This window comes from Hymenobacter mellowenesis (genome assembly GCF_030581005.1).
Classification (GTDB): Bacteria; Bacteroidota; Bacteroidia; order Cytophagales; family Hymenobacteraceae; genus Hymenobacter; species Hymenobacter mellowenesis.
This window is the reverse complement of sequence record NZ_JAUQSX010000002.1, coordinates 375,292-390,185: the sequence shown is the minus strand read 5'-3', so window position 1 is coordinate 390,185 and position 14,894 is coordinate 375,292. Positions and strand designations below refer to the sequence as shown.

Below are 14,894 nucleotides of genomic sequence, written 5' to 3'. Positions count from 1 at the left end.
ATAGTAAAATCAATTACTGCTGCGGTAAAGATGCTTCGCGGCGCTCGGCATGACGTTCTGTTTTAGCCTCTTCACGTTTTTGTTTTGACTCCTTCCAGTACAGCCTCCCCAGCCTCGCCCCTGCTCTACCGCCCCACCCTCAACGGGTTGCGGGCCATTGCGGTGTGGCTGGTGGTGCTGGGCCACTGGACGCGCCTGCCGTTTCCGGTGGGCGAAATGGGCCGCATCACCTTTTTCGTGCTCAGCGGCTACCTGATTTCGGGCATCATCTGGAAGCAGCAGGTACACCCCGGGGCGCCAGCGGGCTGGGGCCGCCGGCTGCGCACGTTCTACGCGCGGCGGGTACTGCGCATTCTGCCGCCCTACTACCTGGCCCTGGCGCTGGGCGCCGCGCTGCCGCTGGCCACGCTGCACGAATACCCGGGCTGGTTTGTGCTGCCGTTTTCCAACGTACTGTTCTACCGCTTGCAGCATTGGGGCGAGGGTGTGGGCCACTACTGGACCATGGCCGTCGATGAACAGTTCTACTTGGTGTGGCCGCTGCTATTGGGGCTGCTGGGGCGCCGGGTGGGGGCTTTTTTGGTGGTGGCAATGGCGGGGTTGTTGTTTCGGATTGGGTGGAGTGCCTGGGTCACGCCGCACTTCGTGCTGGTGCTGCTGCCCGCCTGCCTCGATATGTTTGCCACCGGCGCCATTCTGCGCATCACCGAGCACCATCCGCGGGTGCAGGCCCTGGCCCGAGGCCACTGGGTGCTGCTGGCCTGGGCAGTGTGGGTTGTCATCTGGGGCCTCACGCACTTGATAGGCCCCGAACAGCAAGAAATCTGGTTGCTCACCTACACCAGCCTGGGCAGCGTAGCCGGCTTCCTCACGCTGGCCTGGGTGCTGCGTGCGCCGGATGCAGACTACACCCCCCGCACCGGTTTTCTGCTGCATCCAGCCCTCCAATGGGTGGGCAGGCGCAGCTACGGCTGCTACCTCTATCATCTGCTGCTGCCAGTTTTTCTTCAACGAGCAGTCTTTCGGTTGTTTCCGGCCACGCAGGCCAATGGGCTGGCTTGGCGGGAGTTCTGGCTGGGCCCTTTGCCCACGGTGCTAGTGCTCACGCCTTTGCTGCTGGCGATGGCGGCGGCCTCCTGGGCCTGGCTGGAAGCGCCGCTCGAACGCTGGAAAAACCGATTCGACTACGCAAGGGCCTGATTCCTGCAGCGGCCCGGCCACCAAGGAATCGGTGGGCGAAGTTTCAATCTTCTGACCGAAGCAGTTCCCCCGCCGCCGGCCAGACCATCGCCGGGCGGGCCCGCAACTGTTCCGCATTGTGCCCCGCCCGCACCGCCGAATAGGCCAGCCAGCCGGCCAGCAAAGTCCCGCCCAACCAGTGCAGGAGTTTTCCTTTGCGCCCCCCCACAGCGGGAGCATCGGGCCAACGTGCCAGCACCAACAGTACCACGGGCCCCACCAACGCCGCGCAATACCGCTCCGCATTGTGCGGGCCTGTCGCCGCACGTAATGCCCCTGTGGCGAATAATAACGCCGCCACATTCACCACCACCGCCCACCACAGCAGCCTTAGTTCCTGTGATGCGTTTGCGGTCGGCAACTTATCCGGCGTTGAAGAGGCGGCCGGCGGCGTTTCATTTTTAAGTGGAAAAAGACAAGCCAGGAAAACCGGCAGCACCCCAATCCACAGCGTCGGCACAGCGTCGCGCCAGGAAGCCCCCAACGGCACCAGCCACCGCACCAGCACGAAGCCATAATCGGCCACCGAGCCCCAGGCGTCCCAAGGCCGGGTGGCCTGGTACAGCTTTGGCCCCGCCAGCACCTCGGCATAGTAGTTCCAGGCCAGTCCGCCCGCTACACAGCCCAGCCCGTGCAGCAGTAGCACCCGCCATCGGCCACGCCACTGCCCCGTGAGCACCAGCCCGGCCCACGCCCCAGCCAGCAGAAAAAACCCCGCCGTCCGCTGCAAAGGCAGCAGGAAACCGGCTACAGTAGCCAGGCCCAGCCAGCCCGTGTGCTGCTGCCGAGTCCAAGCCAGAAGAGCGTACAGATAAATGGCTCCCAAGGCCCCAAACACCGTTTCCGACCATACGTACTTGGCCGGGACCAACACCGCAGCACTCAGCGCCACCAACCACGGCAACCAAACCCGCTGGCCGGCCGGCAACAGTCGCGCCCCTATCTTGCTCCATAGTCCTAGGTAGATAAGCAGCGAGGCGCCATGCAGCACCCGTACGCCCATCGGACCATAAAACGCGGCCAGCAGCAATGGATACAGCGGCCCCCAATAGCGGTAGGGCCGCCCGTCGGGCGCCAGTAGCCGGCCGCTTTCGCGCCAGGTATGCGCCGCCCACTGGTAATAGTTGGAATCGGAGGTTCCCCCAAATCCAGTGGCCGTCATGTACAGAAATAAACCCATAAGGGCCAGCAACGGCAACAACAAATGCCAGCGCCGGAAGAGAAAGGCCATAATCACAAAATAACTGGCCGTCGAAATGCCCCTGGCACTGACAAAAATAAGCAAACAGCCGTTGCGTATGCACGACAGCTTTTCCCTACTAAAAGCCGGGCTTAACCCGGTCCCACCCTCTCCCAAGTAAAAGTGCCGCCCCTGATTACATCAAAGGCGGCACTCTCAAGTCTTCAGCTTAATGGCTGTTGGCTAGTCCACGTTGTCGTGCAGAAAGCGGTTGTCCCCCAGCAGTTCATTGTCGTCCGACAGGTTGAAGCGGGAGATGTTTTGGGCCGAGCTAGGCTCCACGTTCTCCAGCTTCACCTGGCGGCGCAGGTAAGCCGGGGTGTCGTACTGGCTCACCGCCTCGGGCGGCAGGCCGTTGCTGAGCTCCTGCAGGCGGCGGCGGCGCTCCAAGGCCTGGGCATCCATCGCCGGGCGCGGGCGACCGGATGCGGCGGCAGTGGCTTCCGGCGCCGGGGCGGGCGCGTTGGAAGTCAGGACCGGTTCACCGGGTGCGGTAGCTGGAATGCCCGCCAGCGGCGGAGCATTGTGGGCCGAAGGGCCGTTCAAATCAAACGTCACGCGAGCCGGCTCCGGGGTACCGAAGCTGGGCACAAACGGCGCCGAGCCCGAAGCAGCCGGCGCAGTCGGTGCCGATACTTCCGGCCGGGGCGCCTCGGCCACCGGGGCAGCAGCCGGTTCAACCGCCGCAGCACCGCCCATGGCGGGCGTGGTGATGGAGTGCGCCTCGCGGGCAAAACCCGTGGCAATCACCGTCACCCGAATGCTCTGACCCAAGGCCTCATCAATGCCGTGGCCGAAAATCATTTCGGCGTCCTGCCCAGCTTTCTCCTGGATGTAGTCGGTGATTTCCGTCAGCTCGTCCATTTCCAGCTCGTGCTCAGCGCCCGACATGATGGAGAGCAGAATGCGCTGCGCCCCGTGGATGTCGGTGTTGTTGAGCAGCGGCGAGTTCAGGGCTTCTTCGGCGGCGCGGCGGGCGCGGTTTTCGCCGTCGGTCACGCTGCTGCCCATCACGGCGGCGCCGCTGTCCTTCATCACCGTTTTCACGTCTTCAAAGTCCACGTTCACGTCGGCCGTCACCGTGATGATTTCGGCGATGGACTTGGCGGCCGTGGTCAGCACCGTATCGGCCTTGGCGAAGGCGGCGCCCATCGTCAGGTTGCCGAAAATCTGTGGTAGCTTGTCGTTGAGAATCACCAACACCGTGTCGCAATGCTCGCTCAGGGCCTTGATGCCCTCCTCGGCCTGCTGGCGCTTCTTCTTACCCTCAAACATGAACGGCGCCGTCACGATGCCCACCGTGAGAATACCCAGTTCCTGCGCTACCTGCGCAATTACCGGGGCCGCTCCCGTGCCCGTGCCACCGCCCATGCCGGCCGTGATGAACAGCATCTTGGTGCCCTGGTTCAGCAAGTCGCGGATTTGCTCCTTGCTTTCGATAGCGGCCTGGCGGCCGCGCTCGGGCTTAGCACCAGCGCCGAGGCCTTCGGTCAGGTCCACGCCAATCTGGAGCTTGTTGGGCACCGTGGAGCTTTGCAGCGCCTGGTGGTCGGTATTGCAAATGATGAACTCCACGTCCTTGATGCCCTGCTTATGCATGTGCTTCACGGCATTGGAGCCCCCGCCCCCGACGCCAATCACCTTGATGATGGACTTATTCTGGGCTGGAATGTCGAATTTATAGTTCATGGGATTGAGTTATGAGTTTTGAATTATGCGTTATGAATTACAGGCCGGCAATCCACTGGATTTGCCAACTCACAATTCATAACTCATAACTCATAACTAACGGCTAGTAGGATTTATCGTCGTAATCGTCAATCAGCAGCCCTTTGGTGCGGGTGATGATGTCCTTGAAGAAGCGGCTGGCAGCGCCGGGCTCCTTCTGCTTCACGGGCTGAGGCGCCGGGGCCGGAGCCGCCGGAACCGTAGCCCGGGTTTCAACCGGAGCGACTGGTGCCGGAGCGGCCACCGGCTGCGGGGCATAGTACGATGGCACCACAGGCGCCTCCTCCTGTTCGTAAGGCGTGCGCGAGAGGTTGCGCTCATCCAGCGAGTGGTAGCCCGACAGCACGAGTCCCACGGTGGTAGCGTACATCGGCGACTTTACAGCTTCGATGCGGCTTTTGCCGAGGTGCTGGTTGGGGTAGCCGATGCGCGTGTCGAGGCCGGTGATGTACTCGGTGAGCTGCTCCAGGTTCTGGAGCTGCGAGCCGCCGCCGGTGAGCACGATGCCGGCCGACAGCTTGTCGTGCAGGCCCATGCGGTAGATTTCGGCATACACCAACTCCATGATTTCCGACATGCGGGCCTCAATGATGTAAGCCAGGTTTTTCAGCGAAACCTCCTTGGGCGGACGGTTGGGCAGGCCGGGGATGCTCACGATTTCGTAGTCGCTGGCTTCCTGGGCAATGGCTTTGCCGAATTTCACCTTCAACTGCTCGGCCTGGCCGGGGGCCACGTTGCAGCCGGTTTTGATGTCCTGCGTGATGATGTTGCCGCCAAACGGCAGCACTGCCGCGTGGCGGATGATGCCATCCTTGAACACGGCTAAATCGGTGGTGCCACCGCCGATGTCAATCAGGGCCACGCCGGCCTCCTTCTCCTCCTCCGATAGAATGGACATGGAGCTGGCCAACGGTTCCAGAATCAGGTCGGCGATTTCGAGGCCGGCCTTGGTCACGCACTTGTTGATGTTGTTGATGGCGGTGCTTTGGGCCGTGATGATGTGGAAATTGCCTTCCAGGCGCACGCCTTCATAGCCCACGGGGTCGGCGATGCCTTCCTCGTAGTCCACTTTGTAGTCCTGCGGCATCACGTGGATGATTTGCGAGCCGGGCTGGGTCACCAGCCGGTACATGTCCTGCGTGAGGCGGTTCACGTCGTCGGGCCCGATGGTATCGTGCGAGTTGCGGGTGATGCTGCCGTTGTGCTGGAGGCTCTTGATGTGCTGGCCGGCAATGCCGACGTTTACCACTCCAATGCTAATTCCGGATTGTTCTTCGGCCTGCCGAATGGCCCGTTTGATGGCGTCTACAGTCTTGTCGATGTTGAGCACGATGCCGCGCGAAACTCCCTCCGACACGGCTTTGCCCATGCCCAGGATTTCGAGTTTGCCGAACTCGTTTTTGCGCCCCACCAGGGCGCAGATTTTTGTGGTACCAATGTCGAGCCCGACGACGATTTTATCTTGTTGCATAGGAGCGGTGCTGGCGAGCAGTGAGGAAGCGGTGGGTTGGAAACAGGAAAATTTCGGCCTTACAGCCTATGTTTCAGCGAATTACTATTCGCAAATAATTTGATTTTGGTATTCTACGTTCACGCGGTGGTAGGTATCCCACCCCAAAACTGACGGAATTTGCCGGTAAAATACCATCAGCTTGGCAAATTTCTCGGAAATATTTTCGGGCAGCCCGAATTCTATGCGCTGGTCGCCTACCTGCTGGGTGAACGAAAGCTTGCCGCTCGGCTCAATGAACACCTCCGAAACCTGCGCTTTCCAGAATTCATGCTCGTCTACGTAGCGCAGAAACTCCAGATAACGCCGCCCCGTGCTATCCTGGAAAAATCCACTTGGCAGGTTGGCGCCGTTGGCTCTTGCCACGGTGGCTACGCGGGCCGTGAACAAGGGCGACAGCGGCAGCGTGTGGCCCTCGGCGTCGACGTAGGTATCGAGGCGGGTGTCGGGGTGCGTGAGACGGGCGATGGGGCGGTTCTGGCGCACGTCGGCGTGCAGGTCGCCGGCCAGGTCGCGGTACACCTGAGCTTCGCGCACGAAGGGATGGGCTTTCAAACGGGCTTCCAGCTCGCGCAGGCGGGGGCCTTCGGGGCGGCTGCCCAGCACGGGCTCCTTGCCGCCTTTGGTGAGCAGGGCCGTGACGCCACGCTCGCTGATGAAGTAGTTATCGAATTCGTTGGCGACGTTGACGCGCACTTCGCTCACGGGCCGGGAGGCCTGGCGCAGGGCGGCAAATACGCCCAGCCCGCCCAGCACCAGGAGGCAAGCAGCGGCAACAAGTAGGTTTCTAACGGTGCGGTCCAATGCGGTTCAATCGTGGAGGGTGGTAGATACAGCCCGGAGGCCAATTAAGGGGTTGGCTCAATGCGCTGGCTACTTCCAGCGTTCGGTCAGGATGACTTTCAGTTGGGGAACCAGCGTGTCGATGTCGCCCGCGCCAACGGTGGCCAGAACGTCGAAGGAGTTATCGGATTGTGCAGCGGCCAGCACTTCTTCTTTGGTGCAGATGGCTTTGACTTTAGCGGTGATGCTTGTCAACAGAATTTCGGAAGTAATACCCGGCAACGGCTTTTCGCGGGCTGGGTAAATATCCAACAAAAATACCTCATCTGCAATACTTAAGCTCCGGGAAAAGCCTTCGGCAAAGTCGCGGGTGCGGGTAAACAGGTGCGGCTGAAAAATGACGCGCAACCGTTTGCCCGGATACAGGGCACGCACCGAACGCAAAAAGGCCTCTATTTCACGCGGATGGTGGGCGTAGTCGTCCAGATAGACGTTTTTCGGCGTTGTCACCACGAACTCAAACCGGCGCTTCACGCCCCGGTAAGCAGCTACGGCGGCGCGTAATTTTTCGGGCTCAATACCCTGCAATTGGGCCACGCTGGCGGCGGCCAGCATGTTTTCGACGTTGTGGTAGCCGGGCACGGCCAGCTGCAGTTCGGACACGGCACCCTGGGGGCCGTGCAAGTCGAAGTGGAACTGGTGGCCTTCGGCCGAAATGTTGGCGGCAAACAGCTCGGGCCCCTGCTCCGCATTCAGGCCGTAGCGGATGACGCGCGTGCCGTCTGGCGCGGCGGCGGCCACGCTGGGGTCGGCGGTGTGGTTGATGAGCAGGGTGCCGCCGGGCTTGATTTGGGCCACGAACTGGCGAAACGACTCAATCAGGCGGGACTGGTCGCCGTAGATATCGAGGTGGTCGGCGTCGGTGCTCGTGACGATGGCCACGTTGGGAAACAGCGTCAGGAAGCTGCGGTCGTACTCGTCGGCTTCCACCACGATGGGCGCCTCGGGCGTGGACGGCAGCAGCAGGTTGCTGCCCAGGTTCACGGCGATGCCGCCGAGGAAGGCGCCCGCGTCGAGGCCGGCGTGGTGCAGTAGGTGGGCCACCATGCTGCTGGTGGTGGTTTTGCCGTGGGTGCCGGCCACCGCGATGGTGTAGCGGCCGTGGGTGAGCACGCCCAGCACCTGGCTGCGCTTGCGGATGTCGTAGCCCTGCTCCCGCAGCCAGGCCCATTCCACGCTCTCGGCCGGGATGGCGGGCGTGAGGACCACGAGGGTTTGGGCGCGGTTTTCGCGCACAGCGGCTGGGATATTATCCACCGCGTCGGCGTAGTGTACGGCGATGCCTTCGGCGGCCAGGGCGCGGGTTAGGGGCGTTTCGGTTTTATCGTAGCCGCTCACCTGGTGGCCGTTGGCCCGGAACCAGCGCGCCAGGGCCGACATGCCGATGCCGCCGATGCCGAGGAAGAAAACGTAGGGAAACTGCTTCAAATTTGGGTGTATTTAGGCTTTTTTGACCGTCTTGCAGAGCGCAGCGAAGCATCTTTACCGCGCAACCAATTAAGATTAGCGTTGCAGTAAAGATGCTTCGCTGCGCTCTGCATGACGTGCTTTTCTATTGCTCTTCACTTCTTTACCAGCTTCAATAGCTCATCCACAATGGTAACTGTAGCGTTGGGCCGCGCCAGCTCGCGCACGCGGGTGCTGAGCTGCTGCTGGCGCTCGGGGTCGGCCAGCAGGCGCAGGGCTTCGTCGTAGAGGCGCGTGGGGGCGTGCTCGTCGGTGATGAGGACGGCGGCGCCTTTGCTCATCAGGGCGAGGGCGTTTTTGGTTTGGTGGTCTTCGGCCACGTTGGGCGAGGGCACCAGGATGCTGGCCTTGCCGGTGATGCAGAGCTCCGAGACGGAAAGCGCGCCGGCGCGGCTGATGACGACATCGGCGGCGGCATAGGCCAAATCCATGCGCTGGATGAACTCCAGGGCGTGCAGGTTATGGGCCTGGTCGGCCTGCTGGCGGGCTTCGGGGAAGTAGAGCTTGCCGGTTTGCCAGAGCAGCTGGATGCCGGCTTCGCGCAGGCGGGCCAGCGCGGCGGCTGTGGCCAAGTTGAGGGTGCGGGCGCCCAGGCTCCCTCCTATCACCAGTAGCGTTTTTTTGGCAGGGTCGAGGTCGAAGAACTTCATCGCCTCGGCGCGGTCGCCGCTGGCAATCTCGGTGCGGACGGGGTTACCGGTAAGGATGAGCTTGTCTTTGGGGAAGAACTTCTCCATGCCGTCGTAGGCCACGCAAATCTTGTTCACGCGCTTGGCCAATAGCTTGTTTACCAGGCCGGCGTAGGAGTTCTGCTCCTGAATGAGCGAGGGGATGGCGCGCGAAGTGGCGGCCAGCAGCACCGGGGCCGAGGCGTAGCCCCCCACTCCTACTACGGCATCGGGCCGGAATTCTTCAATCAGCCTGCCGGCCTTGCGCACGGAGCGGAACACGCGCACCGGAAACATGAGGTTTTGGGGCGTGAGGCGGCGTTGCAGGCCGGTGATGTCGAGGCCCACGATTTTGTAGCCGGCTTCGGGCACGCGGGTCATTTCCATGCGGCCGTTGGCGCCCACGAAGAGGATTTCGGCGTCGGGCAGGCGGCGGCGCAGCTCGTTGGCAATGGCCACGGCCGGGAAGATGTGCCCGCCTGTGCCGCCGCCGGAGATGATGAAACGAAGGGGAGAGTTGGTCATTTTTGGAGGAGCGTCAGGCGGCTAAAAGGCCGTCATGCAGAGCGCAGCGAAGCATCTTTACCGCAGTAGTATATTTAATTGCGTTGCGCGGTAAAGATGCTTCGCTGCGCTCTGCATGGCGTTCTGGTGCGGTAAAACGCTACGCATACGCCGCGCGCTGGCTGGGGATGCGGGCCGTGTCGGGGTCTTCGCCCGTCATGGGGCGCACTTCGGGCTCGCCGCGGCTCACGGCCAAGATGATACCGATGCTGATACCGGTGAAAATAAGCGAGGTGCCGCCCATGCTCAGCAGCGGCAGTGGCAGGCCGGTGATGGGGCCCAGCCCCACGGCCACTCCCATATTCACCAACGCCTGCATGACGAGGCTGAAACTGAGCCCCGCCGAGAGCAGCCCGCCGAAAGCCCCGTAACTATTCATTACCGTTTTAAGCCCTCGATAAAGAAAGGCCATATAGAGCAGCAGCACCACGGCGCCGCCAATCAGGCCATATTCCTCGATGATGATGGCGTAGATGAAGTCGGAATACGGGTGTGGGAGGATGTTGCGCTCCGTGCTTTTGCCGGGGCCTTTGCCCGCGATGCCGCCAGTGGCGATGGCGATGTAGCTGTGCTCGAGCTGGAAAGGCGTTTTCTTGGTCGGGTCGGAGAAGTTTTCGAGGCGCGACTGCACCGTTTTCCAGCGCTGGCCGCTAGCCAGGGCCGTGCCGCCCACCGTGACGCCAATGAGCACCATCACCAGCATCTGCTTGAGTGGCACCCGGCCGATAAACATGAGCAACAGGCAGGTAGCAAACAGCAGCGACGAGGTAGAAGCGTTGGTCAGCGCAATTAGGCCGCAGATGATGCCCACCCACAGCATCACCGGAAACAGCGTACTCCAGAAGTCGTCGAGGTGCTGCTGACGGCGGCTGAGCATGCTGGCCAGGTGCGAAATCAGGGCCAGTTTGGCCAAATCCGAAGGCTGAAAGGTTTGATTGATAACCGGGATGGTCATCCAGCGGGAGGCACCGTTGGTTTCGCCGCCCAGCAGGTAGGTGAAGAGCAGCAGCGGCACCGAAATCAGCAGCGCGTACAGCGCCAGCCGCGAGTAGTAGCGGTAGTCGACGCGGTGCGCCAGCCACATCAGGCCCAGGCCGGCCACAATCAGGGCGGTGTGCTTGAGGGCAATCATCTCCACGGCCGAGCCCGAGCGGCCGTGCATTTCGTTTCGGTAGGCCAGCGTGCCGGTGGCCGAGTACACCACCGCGATGCTGATGAAGGAAAACAGCAACACAATAGCCCACAGAATGGGGTCACCTTTGAGGTTGCGCTGCAGCCAGATTTTTACGGGTTCCATGGGGTGAGATGGTGATGTGGCGAAATGGTGAGTTTGGGATTAATGAACAGACGAGTTAGAAACTCACCATTTCACTATTTCGCCATCTCACCGACGGCGACGGCAAACTGCCGGCCCCGGTCTTCGTAGTTCTTGAATAGGTCGAAGCTGGCGCAGCAGGGCGAGAGCAGCACCACATCGCCGGGGGCGGCCAGGGCGGCGGCGCGGGCCACGGCGTCGGCCATGCTTTGGGTTTCTTCCACATGCGGAACGATGGGATCGAACACGGTGCGGAGCTTGGCGTTGTCGACGCCCAGGCAGATGAGGGCCTTCACGCGGTGCTCGGCCAGGTTCAGCAGGCTGCTGTAATCGTTGCCTTTGTCGGTGCCGCCGGCAATCCAGACGATGGGCTGGTGGATGCCGTCGAGGGCGTACCAGGCGGCTTCTACGTTGGTGGCTTTGCTGTCGTTGATGTAGCGGGCGCCGTTGATTTCGCCCACCAGCTGCAGGCGGTGGTCAGCATTCTGGAAGGTGGTCAGGGCGGCTTCAATCTGCTCAGCATCGAGGCCGGCCACGCGTGCGGCGAGTACGGCGGCCAGCGTGTTCTGGCGGTTGTGCTGGCCGATGAGGGGCGAATTGGTGATGTCTACTTCGACCCCACCCTCTTCGTTGATGCCGGGCGCCAGATTGGTGCACAGCACTTCTTCGGACACGTAGTAGCCGGCCAGGTGAATATCGCGTCGGTGGTGCAGACTGAACGGTAACTGGCGCGTTTGGAGGAAAGCTGACAGAAAATACTTGCCCGTTACCTCATCATCGGCATTGTAGATGAAAGCCCCGCTGCTGTCGAGGTTGCGGGTTATGCGCAGCTTGGCCTGAGCGTATTGTTCGAGCGAGTAGCCGTAGCGGTCGAGGTGGTCGGGCGTGATGTTGAGCAGCACGGCAATCCAGGGCTGGAAGTCGTGGGTATCATCAAGCTGGAAGCTGCTTAGCTCCACCACGTAGTAGTCGAATTTGTCCTCGATAACCTGCTCGGCCAGCGAGTAGCCCACGTTGCCGGCCAGGCCCACGCTCAGGCCCGCGCTTTTTAGCAGGTGGTAAATCAGCAGCGTGGTGGTCGTCTTGCCATTGGTGCCGGTGATGCAAATGCACTTGGCCTTGGTGTAGCGCCCGGCAAACTCAATCTCCGAAATGACCGGAATCTTTTTTTCGCGCAGCGCCTGAATCACGGGAGCTTTCTCGGGGATACCGGGGCTTTTCACCACTTCATCGGCCTGCAGAATGCGCTCCAGCGTGTGCTGGTTTTCTTCGAGTTCGATACCGGCCTGGGTGAGTTGCTGCTTATAATCTGCCTGAATGGCGCCGCGGTCCGACACGAATACCGTATGGCCTTTCGCCTGCGCCAACAGGGCCGCTCCTACGCCGCTTTCGGCCGCTCCGAGGATGACAATATTCATTTTTAGCGCAGTTTCAGAGTAACCAAGGTAATGACGGCCAACATGATACCCACAATCCAGAAGCGCGATACGATTTTGGATTCGTGGTAGCCTAGCTTCTGGTAGTGGTGGTGCAGGGGCGACATGCGCAGCAAGCGCTTGCCTTCGCCATACTTCTTTCGGGTGTATTTAAAATAGCTTACCTGGACGATAACCGACAGGTTTTCAATTAGAAACACACCGCACAGCACCGGAATCAACAATTCCTTGCGCACGATGAGGGCCAACACTGCAATGATGCCGCCCAGCGCCAGCGAGCCCGTGTCGCCCATGAAAACCTGCGCCGGGTAGCTGTTGTACCACAGAAACCCGATGCAGGCGCCCACGAAAGCCGTACAGAAAATAACCAGCTCACCCGAATCCGGAATAAACATAACATCCAGATAGTCAGCCAACAGTGCATTACCGCTCACAAAGGCGAAGATGGCCAACGTGATGCCGATGATGGCCGAGGTGCCCGCCGCCAGTCCGTCGAGGCCGTCGGTGATGTTGGCGCCGTTGCTCACAGCCGTAATCAGAAAGATGACGATGGGGATGTAAAGCAAGCCGTAGAGGCCGTTGAACATGGTGCCAGCCGAGGCAAATAAGTCGCCGTAATTCAACTCGTTGTTCTTCATAAACGGCACCGTCGTAATCATCAAATGCACGTCCTTGAACACCTTGCTGGCCTCAATGGCCGAGAACGTGCCGTTAGGCAGCAGGTACTCGCGCACGGTGATTTCGTTGCTGTAGAACAGCACCCAGCCCACCGTAATGCCCAGCCCCACCTGCCCCAGCACCTTGAAGCGGCCGCTCAGCCCCTCCTTGTTCTTGCGAAACACCTTGATGTAGTCGTCCAGAAAGCCAATCAAGCCCAGCCACACCGTGCTCAATATCATGAGTATGATGTAGATGTTGCGCAGGCGGGCCAGCAGAATTACCGGCACCAGAATGGCCAGGATGATGATGAGGCCGCCCATGGTGGGGGTGCCTTTCTTCTCGTTCTGGCCCTGCAGGCCCAGGTCGCGGATGCTTTCGCCCACCTGTTTCTGCTGGAGCACGCGGATGAGCCGGTGGCCAAACGTTTGGGCAATGAGCAGGGAAATAACCACCGCCAGCCCGGCCCGGAACGTGGTGTACTGAAACACCCCGGTGCCGGGCAGGTGAAAATGGTCGTGCAGGTAACGGAAGAGGTAATAAAGCATTTTATTCAGGAGCCAGCCAGGTTTTACAGAACGTCATGTCGAGCGCAGCCGAGACTTCTCGCCGCGGAAAACTAATTACTTCGGCACGCGAGATGTCCCGGCTGCGCTCGACATGACATTCTGCTAAACTGCTGTGCTTACTTATTCAATTGGGAAAAAACTTCGGTCAGCACTTCCTTATCATCGAAATGCGACTTCACGCCGCGAATGTCCTGATAATTTTCGTGGCCCTTGCCGGCCACCAGCACAATGTCGTGCGGGCCAGCCAGCGCCACGGCGGTTTCGATGGCCGCGCGGCGGTCGGCCACGGTCTGCACTTTGGCCGAATCGGGGGCCGTCACACCGGCCTGCATCTGGGCCAGGATTTCGAGCGGGTCCTCAAAGCGCGGGTTGTCGGCGGTGAGGACGACTTTGTTGGAGAGGCGGGCCGCCAGGTTGGCCATGATGGGCCGCTTGGCAGCGTCGCGGTTGCCGCCGCAGCCTACCACGGTGATGATTTGCTGCGTTGGCTGTCGGATTTCGTGCAGCGTTTGCAGCACGTTTTCCAGCGCGTCGGGCGTGTGGGCGTAGTCGATGATGCCCGTGATGGCCTGCTGAGCCGACAGCACCGGCTCGAAGCGGCCGGGCGCGGAGGTCAGGCCCGAGAGGATGGTGAGCACCTCGGTGGGGTCCTCGCCCAGCAGCACGGCCGCGCCGTACACGGCCAGCAGGTTGTATGCGTTGAACACACCGATGAGGCGGAACAGGATTTCGCGGCCGTCGATTTCGAGGTGCAGGCCGTGGACTTCGTTGGCCACCAGCTTGGCCCGGAACGTGGCGGCTCCGCGCAGGGAGTAGGTTTCGCGGCGGGCGGCGGTGTTTTGCAGCATCACCAGGCCGCGCTTGTCGTCGGCGTTGGTGAGGGCGAAAGCCGTTTTCGGCAGGTGGTCGAAGAAGGCCTTTTTGGCTTTCAGGTAGTTGTCGAAGGTGCCGTGGTAGTCGAGGTGGTCGTGAGTGAGGTTGGTAAACACGCCGCCCACGAAGCGCAGGCCTGTGACACGGTGCTGGGCCACGGCGTGGCTGCTCACCTCCATGCAGGCGTGGGTACATCCGGCGCCTACCATACGGGCCAGCAGCGCATTCAGCCTGATGGCGTCGGGCGTGGTGTGGGTGCTGGGGATGACTTCCTCGTCAATCTGATTCTGCACCGTGCTCAGCAGGCCGGCGTGGTAGCCTAGTTCGCGCAACAGCTTGTGCAGCAACGTGGCGCAGGTGGTCTTGCCGTTGGTGCCCGTTACGCCCACCAGTTGCAGCTGCCGCGAAGGGTGCCCGTGAAACGCCGCCGCCATGTGGCCCAGCGCTTCGGCGCTATCCGGCACCAGCACGTAGGCCGTGGCGGGGTTCAGCACGGCCGGCAGTTCTTCGCAGACCACGGCGGCTAGCCCTTTTTCCACCGCGCCCTCGATGAACTTGTGGCCATCCGTAGCGGTGCCGCGGAGGGCGAAGAAGGCCACGCCCGGCGCCGCCTCGCGCGAGTCGAGGGTGAGGCCGGTGATGGGCACATCGGTGGGTCCGTGCTGGCTGAGCACGGTCACATCGGTAAGCAAAGAGAAGAGCGGCAGCGAAATCATCTTGGGAGTTATGAATTAAAAGTTATGAGTTATGAGTCGGCCTGTGGTTTTCCCTTTTAACTCTTCACT

Annotated in this window: 11 protein-coding genes; 1 reads left to right on the top strand and 10 read right to left on the bottom strand. The window is 61.3% G+C overall.

Features of this window, described 5'->3' with window-relative positions:
- Positions 1-84 precede the first annotated feature (84 nt).
- Positions 85-1,200, top strand: a complete 1,116-nt coding sequence (locus tag Q5H92_RS05645; protein WP_305010521.1) for an acyltransferase family protein — start codon at positions 85-87, stop codon at positions 1,198-1,200.
- Between the two features lie 43 nt (positions 1,201-1,243).
- Here Q5H92_RS05645 and Q5H92_RS05640 read toward each other — a convergent pair whose 3' ends face one another.
- The 10 genes from Q5H92_RS05640 to Q5H92_RS05595 form a co-directional block, all read right to left on the bottom strand.
- Positions 1,244-2,470, bottom strand: coding sequence for a hypothetical protein (locus Q5H92_RS05640; protein WP_305010520.1), 1,227 nt, complete (start codon positions 2,468-2,470; stop codon positions 1,244-1,246).
- 192 nt (positions 2,471-2,662) lie between these two features.
- Positions 2,663-4,168 (bottom strand): cell division protein FtsZ, encoded by a 1,506-nt coding sequence (gene ftsZ / locus Q5H92_RS05635; RefSeq protein ID WP_305010519.1) that lies wholly within the window; start codon positions 4,166-4,168, stop codon positions 2,663-2,665.
- A 103-nt stretch (positions 4,169-4,271) separates the two neighbouring features.
- The gene (gene ftsA / locus Q5H92_RS05630) at positions 4,272-5,678 is read right to left on the bottom strand and encodes a cell division protein FtsA (protein WP_305010518.1); all 1,407 of its coding nucleotides are present in this window, start codon (positions 5,676-5,678) and stop codon (positions 4,272-4,274) included.
- Between the two features lie 84 nt (positions 5,679-5,762).
- Positions 5,763-6,521, bottom strand: coding sequence for a cell division protein FtsQ/DivIB (locus Q5H92_RS05625; protein ID WP_305010517.1), 759 nt, complete (start codon positions 6,519-6,521; stop codon positions 5,763-5,765).
- Between the two features lie 69 nt (positions 6,522-6,590).
- Positions 6,591-7,988: a UDP-N-acetylmuramate--L-alanine ligase gene (murC, locus tag Q5H92_RS05620; RefSeq protein ID WP_305010516.1), complete on the bottom strand. Its 1,398-nt coding sequence runs from the start codon at positions 7,986-7,988 to the stop codon at positions 6,591-6,593.
- Between the two features lie 134 nt (positions 7,989-8,122).
- The gene (gene murG / locus Q5H92_RS05615; protein ID WP_305010515.1) at positions 8,123-9,220 is read right to left on the bottom strand and encodes an undecaprenyldiphospho-muramoylpentapeptide beta-N-acetylglucosaminyltransferase; all 1,098 of its coding nucleotides are present in this window, start codon (positions 9,218-9,220) and stop codon (positions 8,123-8,125) included.
- 139 nt (positions 9,221-9,359) lie between these two features.
- Complete coding sequence (locus Q5H92_RS05610; RefSeq protein ID WP_305010514.1) at positions 9,360-10,556, bottom strand: FtsW/RodA/SpoVE family cell cycle protein; 1,197 nt, start codon at positions 10,554-10,556, stop codon at positions 9,360-9,362.
- Positions 10,557-10,630: 74 nt separating this feature from the next.
- A complete protein-coding gene (gene murD, locus Q5H92_RS05605; RefSeq protein WP_305010513.1) occupies positions 10,631-11,992 on the bottom strand; it encodes a UDP-N-acetylmuramoyl-L-alanine--D-glutamate ligase in 1,362 nt (453 codons plus the stop codon).
- A 2-nt stretch (positions 11,993-11,994) separates the two neighbouring features.
- Positions 11,995-13,215: a phospho-N-acetylmuramoyl-pentapeptide-transferase gene (gene mraY, locus Q5H92_RS05600; protein WP_305010512.1), complete on the bottom strand. Its 1,221-nt coding sequence runs from the start codon at positions 13,213-13,215 to the stop codon at positions 11,995-11,997.
- 137 nt (positions 13,216-13,352) lie between these two features.
- Entirely contained in the window at positions 13,353-14,825 is a 1,473-nt protein-coding gene (locus Q5H92_RS05595) for a UDP-N-acetylmuramoyl-L-alanyl-D-glutamate--2,6-diaminopimelate ligase (protein WP_305010511.1), read from the bottom strand.
- Positions 14,826-14,894 lie beyond the last annotated feature (69 nt).

Bases quoted from the DNA above. Each gene is read 5' to 3' on its own strand.
- Q5H92_RS05640 (WP_305010520.1), bottom strand. From the start codon at position 2,470: ATGGCCTTTCTCTTCCGGCGCTGGCATTTGTTGTTGCCGTTGCTGGCC.
- ftsZ (WP_305010519.1), bottom strand. From the start codon at position 4,168: ATGAACTATAAATTCGACATTCCAGCCCAGAATAAGTCCATCATCAAG.
- ftsA (WP_305010518.1), bottom strand. From the start codon at position 5,678: ATGCAACAAGATAAAATCGTCGTCGGGCTCGACATTGGTACCACAAAA.
- murG (WP_305010515.1), bottom strand. From the start codon at position 9,220: ATGACCAACTCTCCCCTTCGTTTCATCATCTCCGGCGGCGGCACAGGC.
- Q5H92_RS05610 (WP_305010514.1), bottom strand. From the start codon at position 10,556: ATGGAACCCGTAAAAATCTGGCTGCAGCGCAACCTCAAAGGTGACCCC.
- murD (WP_305010513.1), bottom strand. From the start codon at position 11,992: ATGAATATTGTCATCCTCGGAGCGGCCGAAAGCGGCGTAGGAGCGGCC.
- mraY (WP_305010512.1), bottom strand. From the start codon at position 13,215: ATGCTTTATTACCTCTTCCGTTACCTGCACGACCATTTTCACCTGCCC.
- Q5H92_RS05595 (WP_305010511.1), bottom strand. From the start codon at position 14,825: ATGATTTCGCTGCCGCTCTTCTCTTTGCTTACCGATGTGACCGTGCTC.